12 protein-coding genes are annotated in these 15,242 nt (G+C 54.3%); 5 read left to right on the top strand and 7 right to left on the bottom strand.

Features of this window, described 5'->3' with window-relative positions; genetic code table 11:
• Positions 1 to 220: 220 nt before the first annotated feature.
• Positions 221 to 472: a hypothetical protein gene (locus V6D20_00535; protein HEY9814283.1), complete on the top strand. Its 252-nt coding sequence runs from the start codon at positions 221 to 223 to the stop codon at positions 470 to 472.
• Positions 473 to 477: 5 nt separating this feature from the next.
• A complete protein-coding gene (locus V6D20_00530; protein HEY9814282.1) occupies positions 478 to 1,695 on the top strand; it encodes an MltA domain-containing protein in 1,218 nt (405 codons plus the stop codon).
• A gap of 124 nt (positions 1,696 to 1,819) precedes the next feature.
• Here the strand turns inward: V6D20_00530 and V6D20_00525 are convergent, their stop codons facing one another.
• The 4 genes from V6D20_00525 to modA form a co-directional block, all read right to left on the bottom strand.
• Entirely contained in the window at positions 1,820 to 3,103 is a 1,284-nt protein-coding gene (locus V6D20_00525; GenBank protein ID HEY9814281.1) for an aminotransferase class I/II-fold pyridoxal phosphate-dependent enzyme, read from the bottom strand.
• Between the two features lie 235 nt (positions 3,104 to 3,338).
• Positions 3,339 to 4,505 (bottom strand): aromatic ring-hydroxylating dioxygenase subunit alpha, encoded by a 1,167-nt coding sequence (locus V6D20_00520; GenBank protein HEY9814280.1) that lies wholly within the window; start codon positions 4,503 to 4,505, stop codon positions 3,339 to 3,341.
• A gap of 311 nt (positions 4,506 to 4,816) precedes the next feature.
• The gene (gene modB, locus V6D20_00515) at positions 4,817 to 6,718 is read right to left on the bottom strand and encodes a molybdate ABC transporter permease subunit (GenBank protein HEY9814279.1); all 1,902 of its coding nucleotides are present in this window, start codon (positions 6,716 to 6,718) and stop codon (positions 4,817 to 4,819) included.
• 88 nt (positions 6,719 to 6,806) lie between these two features.
• Entirely contained in the window at positions 6,807 to 7,625 is an 819-nt protein-coding gene (modA, locus tag V6D20_00510; protein ID HEY9814278.1) for a molybdate ABC transporter substrate-binding protein, read from the bottom strand.
• A gap of 303 nt (positions 7,626 to 7,928) precedes the next feature.
• Here modA and V6D20_00505 point away from each other — a divergent pair, with 303 nt between their 5' ends.
• Complete coding sequence (locus V6D20_00505) at positions 7,929 to 9,101, top strand: substrate-binding domain-containing protein (GenBank protein ID HEY9814277.1); 1,173 nt, start codon at positions 7,929 to 7,931, stop codon at positions 9,099 to 9,101.
• A 120-nt stretch (positions 9,102 to 9,221) separates the two neighbouring features.
• A complete protein-coding gene (locus V6D20_00500) occupies positions 9,222 to 10,415 on the top strand; it encodes an MFS transporter (protein HEY9814276.1) in 1,194 nt (397 codons plus the stop codon).
• Here the strand turns inward: V6D20_00500 and V6D20_00495 are convergent.
• Positions 10,412 to 11,437, bottom strand: coding sequence for a glucokinase (locus V6D20_00495; protein HEY9814275.1), 1,026 nt, complete (start codon positions 11,435 to 11,437; stop codon positions 10,412 to 10,414). The genes V6D20_00500 and V6D20_00495 overlap by 4 nt on opposite strands.
• Before the next feature lie 324 nt (positions 11,438 to 11,761).
• On the opposite strand from V6D20_00495, the gene V6D20_00490 reads away from it, so the two are divergent.
• Positions 11,762 to 12,775 (top strand): hypothetical protein, encoded by a 1,014-nt coding sequence (locus V6D20_00490; GenBank protein HEY9814274.1) that lies wholly within the window; start codon positions 11,762 to 11,764, stop codon positions 12,773 to 12,775.
• A gap of 302 nt (positions 12,776 to 13,077) precedes the next feature.
• Here V6D20_00490 and V6D20_00485 read toward each other — a convergent pair whose 3' ends face one another.
• Both V6D20_00485 and fmdA read right to left on the bottom strand, forming a co-directional pair.
• Positions 13,078 to 13,347, bottom strand: a complete 270-nt coding sequence (locus tag V6D20_00485) for a zinc ribbon domain-containing protein (GenBank protein HEY9814273.1) — start codon at positions 13,345 to 13,347, stop codon at positions 13,078 to 13,080.
• A gap of 24 nt (positions 13,348 to 13,371) precedes the next feature.
• Positions 13,372 to 14,577 carry a formamidase gene (gene fmdA, locus V6D20_00480; protein HEY9814272.1) on the bottom strand — a complete coding sequence of 402 codons (1,206 nt, stop codon included), beginning with the start codon at positions 14,575 to 14,577 and terminating at the stop codon, positions 13,372 to 13,374.
• Positions 14,578 to 15,242: the final 665 nt, after the last annotated feature.

The raw sequence follows: 15,242 nt of genomic DNA, 5'->3' as shown, positions 1-15,242 counted from the left end.
ACCAATTCACAAAGATCCATGTCAAACATTTGTATTTTGCTAGGTTTCTGGGAAGAATAGCAGCATTGTTGCCCTACAATTGCCGTGAATGGCGATCGCAGACGGGACGCGACCTAGCGGCGTTGAGAATCAACCCCCGAGTGCATCATTCTTGTGCTGGTATACCCTCCACCTGACCTAGGCAACAACTTGTATTAAACCTGTAGGATTGTGACTCACTATGCCCAGAACCCCCACGGAATACGCTGTACATATTTTTATGGACGGTGGACATCGGGAAGAAATTCGGTTTCCCACGATCCAAGAATTTCAAAAGTGGTACAGCGGTGAGCTTGTGCCCAAGTCATCGTCCGATGAGTTCATTAGTGTCCCCATTAAAAACATTCAGGGGGAATATATGGTGGTTCGTCCATCCCGGATTATTGGGATTCGAGTAGAACCCTACTTTAGTTCTAGTGTCGATCGCTTTTAATGATCATGGCTCGTTGGATGATGGCATGGGGGGCGGCAACGGCGGTTGGTATGGTCAGCGTAGTCCAGCCAGCTCAGGCTACGGAGCAGCCGCTGCGCCCAGTTTCTGTAGATCAGTTAGTAGATCAGTTACGCATGGATCCATCCCTAGGCTGGGATGGGCAACTCTGGGGTGAGGGGGTGCAGGCCGATGATCTGGACTCTCAACTGGTTTGGCAGAGCGATCGCACGGCCCTGCTGGCGGCTATTCACCAGTCCTTGGTTTACCTGCAAACACCAGCAGCGGTAGCAGCCTACGACAGCTATCCCGTCCCTGGCATCACGCGTGATCGGGTGCGTCGTAGTTTAGAACGATTTCGCGAGCTGCTGCTGACCACCTCATCGGGAACGGCGCTGCAGGCAGCGGTGATGGAGGAGTTTGATTGGTATCAAGCCATTGGCACCGATGGACTGGGTTCGGTAGACTTCACCGGCTATTTCGAGCCGGTCTATGCCGCTAGCCGCGTACCCACCGCCGAGTATCGCTATCCCCTCTATCGCCGTCCGCCAGATTTGGAGCAATGGGCAGAGCCCCATCCCACACGCCAGCAACTGGAAGGGATCGATGGTCTGGGTGGTTCGTCGGGGCGTTTGCAGGGCCTAGAACTCGTGTGGCTGCGCGATCGCTTAGAAGCTTTCTTAGTGCAGGTGCAGGGGTCGGCGCAACTGCAGTTAACCGACGGCACGATCATGACCGTGGGCTACAACGGCCGCACCGAGTATAGCTACACCAGCCTAGGGCGAGAACTGGTCAACGATGGCAAGTTCAGCCTAGAGGAACTGACGCTGCCCATGGTGCTGGATTATTTCCGCACCCATCCCGACGAGTTAAGTCGATACATTCCTCGCAATCAGCGGTTTGTGTTTTTTAGCGAAACCTATGGCTCGGCGGCAACCGGCAGTCTGCGGGTGCCGGTGACGGCCGATCGCTCCATCGCCACGGACAAAACCTTGATGCCGCCGGGAGCTTTGGCCATGATCCATACGGTTCTGCCCTATGCGACGCCCTCGGGATCTATGGAATCCCATCGGGTGAGCCGCTTTGTGCTTGACCAAGATACCGGCGGCGCGATCGTTGGGCCGGGGCGTGTGGATATCTTTTTGGGAACCGGTGCGGTGGCGGGCGATCGCGCTGGCTTGGTGAATACGCCGGGGCAGCTTTACTACCTCCTGCTGCGCAACTAAGATCCCCAAACAGCAAGCGTCCCGATGATCCAAGATCGTCGGGACGCTCGGGTGGGCTAGAGGTGATCAGACTCCGGTTGAGGAGCGATCGCTCCTGGCCCGAGAGAGTCTGATCACTCAGTCACTAAGCCGTGAGGGTTTGCTTGCAGAGGAGGGCATCGCGGGTGCCTACCATGCCAGCCACGAGCCGATCGAGTTCTTCTTGGGTGTGGCGAGCATTGACCGTGATCCGCATCCGGGGCTTGGCAATAAACCAAATGGGCGAAATCCAGATGCCATAGTCATTCATGATCTTTTGCCCAAATTCCTTCGGGTTGATCTCCGGCGGCAGGAGGACAGGCACCACGTTGGTTTCGCCGATGGCATCAAAGCCTAGATCCGTCAGGCGCGATCGCAGGTAGCGGGTATTTTCATGCAGGCGACCCACCAGTTCAGGGGTTTGGCGCACTTGGCGGATGCTTTCTAGGGCAGCGGCGGTGGTCGGCGGCGGCAGGGAGATGGTGCCGATGGATGTGGGCGACACATTCAGCAAGGGTTTCAGCTCTGCCACGTGGCTGCTGATGGCAGCACCGGCCGAGGCGGCAAACTTGGAGAAGGTGGTCATAATCAACGGAATCACGCCGCGCTCGATGGCGTGCTGGGGCAGCAAGCCAAAGTGTTCGTAGATGCCGCGACCGGTGGCACCGAGGGCTCCGCTGGCATGGGCTTCGTCCATCACCAAAACGCTGCCTTCGTAGTGAGACATGATGTCAATCATCTCCGGCAGGGGAGCGATGTCGCCATCCATGGAGAAGACGGCATCGGAAATCACCATGATGCGATCGTCGGGACGTACGTAGCGCTTCATCTTGCGGGCGAGGTCGTCCATGTCGCAATGGCGATAGGCGCGAACTCTCACCCGAGGGCTATGGCCAAACAGCTTGCCGGAGCGGGTGCCGGCGTTGGAAATGGCGGAGACGATGCAGCCGTGGTTGAGCACATCGGTGAAGATAATGGTCTCGCGGGTATGCTGAAACCCAGGCACGGGGATGGCTAGATGGCAAAAGGCATCCATCAAGGCTTGCAGAGCCATCCAGGCATTTAGGAAAAGCTGGGTATGTTCAAGATGCTTGAACTCAGAAATTTCGTTTTCTAGCTGGCGATGGAGGTCAATTCGCCCACTCAGCACCGAGCAAGAGCTGTTGGAGGTGCCATATTGCAGAATGGAATCAATGGCGGCCTGCTGGACGGCTGGATTTTGCGTGAGCCCCAACACATCATTGGTGCAAAAGGTTAAAACCGTACGGCGATCGCCTGTTGCAGCATCTTCAATATCGACTAAGTTTCCATCTTTGCCGTGACAAATGAATTCCTCGGGGTCGAGCCCGCTTTCATACCATTTTTGAACGTACTCTTTAACAACTTGCACAGTAAACTCCCCTCACCTTGTGTTATCGGTAACATTGTGCCTCTGCGATCGCGACATGGATATTGGCTAGGCGAAGTTGGCCAAGCGGCTGCCAATGCTGGATACAAGAGGTTGCTCCAATCGAGATTTTGACATCAAACGGACGGATCTGTAATCCTCGGCGTAACCGTTTACTCAACTTAACTCCGTAGTGCCATCACCCCACTCTAGCGACTAAAAACTGACGCTCATGGCCCTAATCCCTTGGGGATGGCGTCTCAACCGCGTTTGACATCACAGCCTCAGTGGTAGAGGGTGCCCCGATTGATGAACGTGCAGCGTTGTGGTGTTGCAACTGACCAGAAGAATGACTTGATTGTTGCACAAATTGTTCATATTGCCGGACCGTCAGACGCTGAAGTGCCAGAATAGCGGGGTTAATCTCGACATACCGACGGCTAGGATGCCGTAGATAGGCTTGCTGCTCACTTTCCATCATTTCGACATCCTGGCGGAGGAACCGCTGGAGCAAAAAGCGCTGGATGAAATCACTCAAAACCGGTCGAATCGGATTTAAGAGCCACTGGGGCAGCTTCACGCGGAAGAAAAATAGGGCAAACGATCGACTTTCCGTGGGGCCAACGGGCGATCGCATCAGATAGAGCGACGACACACCCTTCAGTGCGCTAGCAAAGTGGGGGTATCGATATTGCACCGCAATGGGCAGAGTGGTAACTTCATCGGCGCGATCGCTTAATCCTAAAAACTTGGCCAATCGACCTTTATAGGACACCTGATAGTCCGCCCGCACCAAGTCGTCTGTTTGCTTCAGGTCTAATAAAACCGGATCAAACCAGCCTTGGAGTTCTTCGTGCAAAAAGCCATGGAAAACATCCATTGCATTTTCGTTACAAATGGTGAAATGAGCCTTGAAGTGGGCCGTTACCGGCACCATCAGCCACCCCATATCGCCATACTCCGGTACTGAGGGAATGGCGTGGGCCGCCACTTGGGCAGCATCACCAGGAAACACCCAAAGCAGGTTGTATTTTTCCTGAATTGGATAGCTGCGAGCGTTTGCACAGGGCAATTTTTGCTCGGCAGGTAGGTAGGGAATACTGGCGCAGGCTCCCGTATCGCCGTTAAACTCCCACCCGTGGTAGGCACAGGCGATATGCTGACCATGAACTTTGCCCTTATGCAGGGCAACACCGCGATGGGGACAGGCATCCTCCAGCGCATGAAGTTGACCCTCCTGATCGCGGTAGACAGCGATCGCTTGCTGCCAGATCATCACGGGCATGATCTGACCAGGCTTGAGCCGATCGGCCCAGCCAACGGGATACCAGTGATTGGGGTTGATGCCCACTGTGCGAATCACATTCTGGACAGTCTGCCCCTTGAGAGCTGTCGCCAATTCCATCTACTCTGCTATCCTTGCAAATCTTTACATTGCTGATCTTAAGTGTAGTATCTCTTTTCCCAAGAATGGGTTGGCAGTATACCGCCCGTCTAACTGTCACACGGGTTGTGCCATGGTTGCAAATTGGCACAATAGACGGAGCAAAAATAGAAGAATGTGTTGATGGGCTGTGGTTTCAGGGTAGACGGACTCAGTATCTTTAGGAAAACCCACAGCGATGGGGCGCTATCAGCGTGAGTTTAGACAACCATCCTGTGCGGGCGAGCTTGTTTAACGGGGGCAGGCTTCGACTGGCTCAAGCTTTGACTGGCTTAGTGGGGCATGGTGATCAGACTGGCGGGATTGAGGTGAATGGGCCAGGGAAGAGGGCGGTGCTGTAGGCGATTCCATTGGTCTCGGTATAGCTCTGCTTGGAGATGGTAGTCCTGGGGAAATTGGGGTTTGCTGTGGAGCTTAATGTAAACCGTGACCCGGTGTTGGCTTTCTACGGTCATGGCTAGCCACCCTAGATATGTATTGCTCTGATCTATAGTTTGCGGGAACTTAATGTGATGAGCACGTAACCCCACATAGCCCAATCTAGACACCATGGGGTTGGCAACCTGCAGGCGGCAGCCCCAGTCCAAGGCTTCGATATGGTGCTCATCCACTTGCCGCGCTTGGGAAAAGTTTTTGCATTCTGTAATCCGCGCTACTTCAACAGTGGGCGGTCGTTCAAAGATATCTTGTTTGCTGCCTTCTGCCAGAATTTGTCCGCGGGAGAGCACCAGCAAATGGTTGCAGACTCGGTAGGCTTCTTCCAGTTTGTGGGTGATAAAGATCGTGATGCCTTGATAGTGGGACAGCAGTTCAATCAACAATTTTTCGATGTGACTGCGCAGATAGCTATCGAGGGCCGATAGAGGTTCATCCAAGAGGAGAATATCCGGTTGAATGGCCATGGCTCGTGCTAGGGCTACCCGCTGCTGTTGCCCGCCCGATAGTTGATGGGGGTAGCGATCGCCCATCCCGGATAGGTCAATCATGTCTATATACTTCACAACCTCTGCGGCGCGGCGCTGTCGTGGAATGGCCTGCATCCCAAAGGCAATATTTTGGGCAACGGTGAGGTGGGGGAACAGGGCATAGTTTTGGAAGACCAAACCCACGCGGCGATCGCGACTAGGGACATTAATGCCTTGCTCCGAGTCGAACAACACCCGATTGTTGAGCACAATGCGTCCCTGGGAGGGCGTTTCTAACCCGGCAATACACCGTAGGGTGATGCTTTTGCCTGATCCGGAGGCTCCCAAAATCCCCAAGGGTTCAGCCTTGGCGTGAACGTGAACCTTGAGGTGAAACCCGGGCACCTGCTTTTCAATGGCAACGCTGAGATGAGCTGCTTCTTGGGCAGAGGGGGATGACGAGACGAGGGCGAAGGTCGGTTTGGCATGGGAGTCTGGGTCTCGGGGCACGATGGTTGGCGGTATGCCAAACAGGCTGCTCTTTAAGCGTTTGAAGAAGATCCAGTTAAACCCAAGGGTGACGAGGCCATGGGCCATGCTTGGCTTGTGGGAGCGGGGGCGGTTTCCATAGTTAATGCCGGCGATGACGAGCAGGGATAGGGCTACCATCAACATCACCCAAACCAAGGCGACTCCCATCCGCCCCGACTCCGCTGCAAAGAAAATGGCAATGGGTATCGTTTGGGTGACGCCAGGAATGCTGCCACCCACCATCAAGGTTGCCCCAAACTCACCCAGGGCTCGGGCAAAGGCTAACACCGTTCCGGCTAGGAGACCTGGCCAGGCCAAGGGCAATAAAATCTGCCAGAAAATGCGCCATTCGGATGCCCCTAGCGTTCGGGCAGAGCTGATCAGCGTTGGATCAACTTGCTCGAAGGCGCTCAGCACGGTTTTGTACATCAGGGGAAAGGCCACCACCGTTGCCGCGATCACCACCGCTGTCCAGGTGAAGATTACGGTGATGCCGAAAGGGGCGATCGCCCGACCGATGGGGCCATGTCTGCCCAACAGCAGCAGCAAAAAAAAGCCAACCACCGTGGGGGGCAAGACGAGGGGAAGGGTGAGGATGCCGTCGATCAGACCCCGCGATCGCCCCTGATAGTTCAGCATCCATCGAGCGCAGAAGATGCCCAATAGAGCGGCGAAAAAGGTGGCTACGAAGGCTGTTTTGAGGGAAATCCACAGTGGGGCAAGGTCGTTGGGCATCATAGTTTAGCCCAGAGGAAGGTCAGGAGCGATCGCGTCTTGTGCATAGGTGAGAGATGGTCTGATCCAGGGACATGCAGGTGGTGCGCCGCTACTCTGCCATAGTGAATCCGTAGTCTTCAAAGATGGCCACGGCTGTGTCGCTGGAGAGAAAATCGACAAACGCTTGAGCGGCTTCCCCATGGTCGCTGGTGGCAACCACGCCGACCGGATACAGGATCGGTGAGTGCATGTCTGCTGATGCTGTACTGACCACCTCAACTTGGTCAAAAAGCCTGGCATCGGTGGCATAGACCAACCCTGCATCGACATTGCCCGTGGCAACGTAAGACAGTACCTGCCGCACGTCTTTCCCAAAGACCAGCTTGGGTTGTAGGGCATCAAACATATTGAGGCTGATCAGCGTTTCTTTGGCATAGCCCCCAGCGGGCACGCTGTCTGGCTCACCTATGGCTAGCTTGCTGACTTGATCGGTGGCTAGATCCTCAAAGCTGCTCACGCCCGTTTGATCTGCCCGCACGATCAACACCAGAGTATTGAGCAGTAGATCTTGGCGTGAGCCGGGGAGAATCATGTTTTGCTCTTCTAGGTCGTCCATCCATTGATCTGAGGCGGATAAAAAGATATCGGCCGGTGCGCCTTGGCTAATCTGCTGAGCTAGGGAGCCGGAGGATCCAAAGTTATAGGTGATGGCCACGTTGGGAGCTTCGGTTTGATAAGCCGCTTGGATGTCCTGCATGGCATCTTGCACGCTAGCCGCCACCGAGATCGTGAGTTCAACGGTGTCTTGAGGTGTAGTATCTGTCCTTGATGCGGGGATGGACGGATTCTCAGCTTGAACGCAGCCTGCTGTCGTCAAGCCAAGGATGACGGTCAGCAGCGACAGAGCTGAAAGGCGTTTGGTCTGCATGGCGCTCACTACTCAACGGCCAACATAACGTTCAATGCCTTCATCAAGGCGCAAACCTCGTGACCGACTGCGAGGTTTAACCGCGGGCTGTATTTCATGGCGAGTTTCCAGTCCTAGATGACAATATGTTTACCTAATGTCAATTTTACTGGCGTCTTTCCCAAAAAACGTGCTGCTGAGTACAAACCGCAGACGAGGTTGTTTGAGAGGGGAGGACAGGTCAGGGATCACCCGCCAGAATGGGGCAACGGCAGGGTAGGGGGCATTTATAATGGTTTTTCGATAGATTCCCTTGGTAATGCTGTGAAAGATGAGCTGCGCAATGGCTTAAAGCAGACTCGGTTACGCTTAAGGCTTAGTCAGCAAGACTTAGCGTCTATGGCGGGTGTGAGTCGTCAGACCATTGGTGGTGTTGAGTCGGGTCAAACGTCCCTATCCACGACGGTGGCGCTGCGGTTAGCCAAGGCCTTGGGCTGTCGAGTGGAAGATTTGTTCTGGCTAGATCACGATGCGGCCCAAGTGGAAGCCATGCCCACTCAAGGGATGGCGGTGGGAGAAGCGTTGCGGGTGACGTTGGCGAAGATTGGCGGCCAATGGGTGGCCTATCCCCTAGTGGGGGCCGATGCCTTTCGGGTGGATCTGATTCCTGCGGATGGAGAAACCATGCGCCACAGCAACCAAGAGACGGTGGCGGTGACCCTGCTGGATGATCCGGTGAACCTGCTCAACACAGTGGTGGTGGCGGGCTGCTCGCCGGCTATGTCTTTGTGGGCTAGGGCGGCAGAGCGCTGGCACCCAGGTTTACGGGTGCATCTCACCTTTGCCAACAGCATGGTTGCCTTAGACCGTTTGATGCGGGGTGAGGTGCATATTGCTGGCGTGCATCTCTATTGTCCCCACACAAAAACTTTCAATGTGCCGTTTGTGCAGCAGGCGCTCCAAGGGCAGACGGCGGTGCTGATTAATTTAGGAATTTGGCAAGAGGGGATGCTGGTGGCTCCTGGTAATCCCAAGGCTATCCAGACCGTTGCTGACTTAGCGCGTCCAGATGTTACCTTGATCAACCGTGAGCCGGGATCGGGAAGTCGTCACTTGCTGGAGCAGGTTTTAGCTGCGGCAGCGATCGCTCCCCAGTCGGTTGCCGGGTTCGATCATGTGGTGCATTCTCACCATGACGTGGCGGATGCCATCCTGGCTGGCGAGGCGGATGTGGGCATGAGTGCGGCTTCGGTGGCGGAGATGTTCAAGCTGGAGTTTCTGCCCCTGCGCCGATCTCATTACGATCTGGTCACGTTACAGGCCTACCTTGATGATCCTCCGGTGCAGCACCTGCTAGGCACGCTGGGCCACCGGCGGGTGATTTCCCAGCTCGAACGGTTAGGTGGCTATGACACTCATTTAACGGGTGAGGTGGTGGCTACGGTGGAACCTACGCTGCCCTTGGGGGCGTCAGGCTTGCGGAGCGATCGCCCTTAACAACTCGTCCAAGCATCGTGGCATGGGGTAGACCGGTTACCGTTAGTGGCCAAACGGATAACAGCGGAGCGCAGGGCCGTGCAAAGATAGTGCTGATGTGTACTGGATTGTTGAAGCCTCGTGTCTAATTCGTCAGGGAATTCCTTGCCTCGTCAGCCTCTACCTCTCTTAGCCGTTTTGCTGGCAGCAGGAACGCTGACGGCCATGACCGGGGGAGTGGTGTCTCCGGTGTTTCCGGAGGTGGTGGAGTCGCTGCGGGTCGATCCCCAATGGGCTGGGCTCTTGGTGAGTATGCATACTTTGACGACAGCGCTGTTTAGCCCAGTGTTTGGCATTTTGTCGGATCGTCTGGGCAAGCGGCAGGTGCTGGTGCCGGCCTTGGTAGCCTATGCGGTGTTTGGCATGGCGGGGGCGTTGGCTTCGGGATTTTGGGGCATGTTGGCGGCGCGGGCGCTGGTGGGTATTGCTAGCGGTGGCATTGCGGCGGCGAGTATCGGTCTGCTCAGTACTCTCTACGACGGGGAAGCGCGATCGCGGATGTTGGGCTATGCCACCAGCGCTCTGGCCACCACCAGCATTTTCTTCCCGCTGTTAGGCGGTTGGTTGGGAACGTTTCAGTGGCAGTATGCCTTTTTGCTCTATGGATTGGGCATTCCAACAGCGATCGCCGTGGTGTTGATTATTCCTGAACGGGAGACGGCGAAGGGTGCCGGCATTACCCTTCCCCAAGGCGAGCAGCGCCAGGAACTGTTTCGAATGTTGCGGCGGCCGAGCATCGCCATGCTTCTGGCAACGCTGCTGTTAGCATCGGCGGTTTTTTATATCGTGATTGTCTATGCGCCGCTGTTCTATAAGCAGGCCATTGATGCCGATCCAACGGTGAACGGGGCGATTTTGGCGGCTCGGGCCATTGGGGCGGCAATTATCTCGGCGGTGGGAGCGAGCCGTTTAGCGAAATGGATTGGACGGGCCAAGGCGATCGCCACGGGATTTTTGCTGATGGCACTGATGCTGATGACCATTCCGTTTTTGACCCAAGTGCCGGTGATTTTGCTAACGGCGGTGGGCTTTGGTCTAGGCTATGGTCTCGTCATGCCCAACCTTTACGATTCCCTGGCCATCCTCACCACCAATGACCTACGCACCAGTGTGTTGGCCATTGGCACCGGCATGGCTAACCTAGGGCAGTTTATCTCTCCGTTGCTCCTAGGGCCCGTTTGGAAGTATGGCGGTATTCAGGTGTTTTGGTTGGGGGCTGGTTTATCCCTAGCGATCGCTCTTGTGGGCGGACTGAAGCGATCGCCCGGCCGCTAGAGTCGAGATGCCCGCAGGGCAGCCCCAATTAACCCGACCCTGGGATTAAGCACCACATGCACCGGCACTTGGTCGAGGAGTTTGCTCACCCGTCCTTTACTTTGCAAGGCCTGCATAAAACAGCCGTTGCTCATCAGCTCTAAATTCTTAGCGGCAATGCCCCCGGCAATGTACAAACCGCCGTAGGGCAAGAGCTTCAGGGCTAGGTTACCGGCTTCTGCCCCATAAGCGCCGATAAAAAGCTGCATGGTTTGTTCGCAGAGATGGTCTTTTTGGGCGGCGGCTTGAGAAATGGCGGCGGCCGGATCCACCGATTTCTCAGCTTTGCCGATTTCCTGCTCCCAGGTGAGCATGATCTCGGCCATCTCGGGCGACTCTTGGGCAACTTGGCGATCGCGCAGGAATTGATAGATGGCGACAATGCCCTGCCCTGAAACTACCCGCTCGGCAGAAATGCGGGTAATTTGGTTTTTTTCCAGCAGGTACTTCAAAAGCTGAAACTCTAGCTCCGAGCGCGGCGCAAAGTCGGCATGGCCACCCTCCGAGGGGAAGATGCGGTGGTCATCATCGGTGGCGATCAAAAACCCTTGTCCCAGACCGGTGCCGGCCCCAATCACCGCGATCGGCGCAGATGGATCGGGCTGCCCTGCCTGAAGGGTATGCAGGTCATCGGCGGTTAATCCCAAAACGCCATAGCCGACGGCCGCAAAGTCGTTGATTAACTGCACATGCTGGAGACCGAGGTCGTCTTCGAGGCGATCGCCCTCCAGAGACCAGGAAAGGTTGGTGAGGGCGGAAGTATTGTTCACCACCGGGCCAGCAATGGCAAAACAGGCATTGACCGGCGGTGTCTCCGTCCTTTGGGTATCCTGCAAAAACCGACGCACCATGGGAACCAAGTCGGCAAATTCGCCGCTGGCGTAGGTCTGCTCACCCAAGGTGGTCAGGCGATCGCCCTCGGTCTGCACCAATCGCAAAATAGTCTTGGTACCGCCAATATCGCCTGCTAAGAGAATAGTCATAGGGATCTGCTACTTGCCAACAGTTTTAATCATGGCAAACTTTATCCCACTTGCCGACATTTGATACCCTGGCTTAGGGCGGTTCCCGCTAGCGTAAATCAGCACTCTGGGTTACAACTATGGGGTATTGAGACCATGTTGGCTCCAAAGCTGCATATAACGATGTCAAATTGCATCAAAACCTGGGCGAGCAGGCTATGATCCTGTTAAGTTTTGAGGCATGGATAGGGTAGCCTTGCACCGTTGGGTTGAGGTGAATATGGAGATCCCCTATTCCCTAAGCGATCGCTCGCACTCTATTTTGTTAACTCGGGTTTACTCAGCATGTCGAACGATACCTCCACCTATCCACCAGCTCTAGCTCCTGCCCCTGATGCAGAGGCACCCGCAGCGACCCAGTCTCTTTTTTCCGTTGATCGCTATGCCGATCGCTTGATGGATGAGCTGTTTGAGGATGTGGAAGGCCTGTTGGGCCCTGAACCTGGCGAGACAGCGATCGCTGCTCCTCAGCCCCCAGCTCCAGTCACGCAAGAGCTGGCTGTGGTGCCGCCGTCGGAGGACAGCGATCTGGATCTGGCTCCCCCAGAACCGGAGACCTATGAGCTGACTGAGCCTCGGGTGGATGAACCCGATCTAATGACTCCCGAACCGCCCCAGCGGAGTTGGTTAGATGCGCTGATGATGGCGACTACGGGGATCTCAATTGTGGTGTTGACCGTGGTGGGCGTTGCCTACTATGTGCAATCGCGGGCGATCGCTCCCACCTCTTCCACCACGAATCCCGTAAGCACCGCCACCCCCGAGAACCAAGAATTTGCAACCTACATGCAGCGGTCTCTCAATGCCATTAACCGTCGGGCGGGTGATTCCGACTCATCAACCGTGGCGATCGCCCCCGATGATCAACTGCCGACTGTGCCGGTTGCCGGTGCTCCAGCCGGGGCAGGGCAGCAGGCTGGTGTCTTAGAGCGGGTCTATATTCCTGTGTATCAACCTCCGCAAACAACGGCGGCAGTGCCAGCTCCCACAACAGCTCCTACAACAGCCCCCACTCCGGCTCCCACCGCGACACCAGCACCATCGTCTGACGCAGCGCCTCGGCTCTCATCGGAGGAAGCCTCACCCACGGCTGCTAGAGTCGTGCATACGCTGGTTGGCGTTTTGGAACTGGGCGATCGCTCGGCAGCGTTGTTTGACATTGCCGGCAACACCCAGCGGGTCTATGTGGGTGAAAGTATTGGCAGCAGTGGCTGGACGCTGGTCTCCATCACCAACCAGGAAGCGATCGTGCGTCGTAATGGAGATGTGCGCTCGATCTATGTGGGACAGCAGTTCTAAGGCATTGGCTGGGAGAGCGATCGCTGGTTGAAGGGCTCATAGATGCGCCCTTCAGCATTGCTCTATCCTGATTTTTTTCGCCTTACCACACTCCCTTCGGTGAAGACTTACGTTGACCCAATGAAAAAAGTTGGGAGCGTAGATAATCTACGTCCCAACTGACTAGAGATATTGATTCAGAGCTGCTCAAGACTGGTGAATCGGGCGTTGCTGATTTCTGAGATGAATTCATTTCTGAACAGCCCATGATGCAAGGGTTGGTTCAGTGAATTCATCTCTCATCTAAGCAACACCGTGAATCGTTAGTGATTCAACATCCAAGGACGACCCGCGGTATGGTTGGTGTATTTGTTCGCTGCAGGTTCCCGCTCTTCCCGCTTGACTAACTTCGGTTCAGCGCTCGGTTTTTCCCGCAGGCGAAACGATGAGTTCAGCATGACGCTGGGGGCAGAAAAAATTCGCTTAGCAACCTCATGGCACTCAGGACAATGCATGGGATTCTTGGCTTCTGCCATCGCACGCCATTGCTCAAACGGCCCGCAGTCTGCACATCGAAATTCGTAAAGTGGCATGACTACCTCTCTCAACCAGATACGTTAACAAGGAAGGATATCTTGGTCAAAGATTTCCGTCGGAATGGCTAAGGTACAGCAGGCATTGGGAATGTCTACAATGCCGCTGATGCGACCCTCAACCGGCGCACAGCTTAGCAACAGATAAGCCTGTTCTCCTGTCAGTCCAAACTTCTTCAAGTATTCGATCGCATTTAAGCAAGCTTGACGGTAGGCAATATGCACATCCATATAGTACTGCTTACCCGTAAACTCATCCACAGAAATACCTTCAAAGACTAGATATTCTGAGTAACGCGGTTCGACAGGACCGGGCTTGAAGATGGGGTTAACCATCCCATACTTTTCCATACCGCCTTTGATGATATCAACATGCAGGTCAATATAACCCGACATCTCGATCGCACCACAGAAGGAAATTTCACCATCTCCTTGAGAGAAGTGAATATCGCCCATGGATAGCTTGGCTCCCTCGACGTAGACGGGGAAGTAGATTTTTGTACCCCGAGAGAGATTTTTGATGTCGCAGTTACCGCCATGTTCACGAGGCGGAACGGTTCGGGCGGCCTCCGCTGCCACGCGATCATAGTCGCTCTTGGGGAGTGAGCCGAGGATCGCATTCGTAGGGTTTGGCAAGGCAGCTAGTACGGGTTGATCGCCCGATAATCCAGCTCCATAGGTACGCAGGTCGGGTGCAGTGGCAACCAGTTCAGATTCCCGCTTATTCCACTTGGCAAGTAACTCATGGGAGGGGGCACAGCCAATCAAGCCAGGGTGGGTGATGCCGGCAAATCGTACGCCAGGGATGTGGCGAGAGGATGTATAGATACCTTGTAAATCCCAAATAGCCTTAGCTGCATTAGGGTAGTGATCCGTTAAGAATCCACCACCATTGTTTTTAGCAAAGATACCGGTAAATCCCCATTCATCGCCCTGGAGAGCACCAATGTCGAGTAGGTCAACAACTAAGATATCTCCTGGCTCTGCGCCGTTTACCCAGATAGGTCCACTGAGTACGTGAACAACTGTTAAATCAACGTCACGGATATCATCTGGGTTGTCATCGTTCTTAATTTGACCATCTGTCCAGTCCTTACATTCAATCCGGAATACATCTCCAGGATTTACAGATGCTACGGCTGGAATGTCGGGATGCCAGCGGTTATGCCCTGGCATCTCTTGCTGATCCATGGGCTTGGTCAGATCGACTTTAAATAGAACTTCAGGCATAGGAAACTCCTTAATTCATGACTATGTTGAGTGGACTGAATGTCTAACATCTGAATACATGAACAGTATCACATGTATTGACAGGTTGAAAGTCATAAAATCAAGTATTTTATGATGAGTAAATAAATGATTAATAGTAGACTTTGAATGCCAATAGTTGAACGCTATTCTTCATCAGAAATAATGCTCAATCTTTTGTTCAGCAATGTTTTTGCTGTTCCAGATCTTCTTTTTGTCTGTCAATTAATGCTACCAAAACGATCACAACACTAGTTCCAAAGCCTGTGAGGGGCAGAATTTAGCATCCAGTTATTAGACATTAAATTCTTCTGGTAAATTGCTATTTGAGGTGGTTGATAATGCTTTTGATGACGATGCTTGAACAGGCAAAAGAGTTTCAGGATATGGCAGAACAACAATGAACTTGATGATGTTGGCCGCACACGTTGGTGTTGAGATATCTCCCGCCAGGAGTAGCCACACTCCTGGCGGGAGTCGGTGATCCGTACCCGCCTAAACAGCGAGATATCGATGAATCAGAGCATCTGTTAGATCAGAGGTCTCCCCTTGAGCCAGGATTGATCCTTTTTCCATGACGAAGAATCGTTGGGCTAGTTGTTTGGCAAAATCAATTTTTTGCTCAACTACCATGACCGTGATTCCTT

The organism is Candidatus Obscuribacterales bacterium, from assembly GCA_036703605.1.
Lineage (GTDB): Bacteria > Cyanobacteriota > Cyanobacteriia > RECH01 > RECH01 > RECH01.
This window is presented reverse-complemented; position numbering and strand designations above follow the sequence as displayed.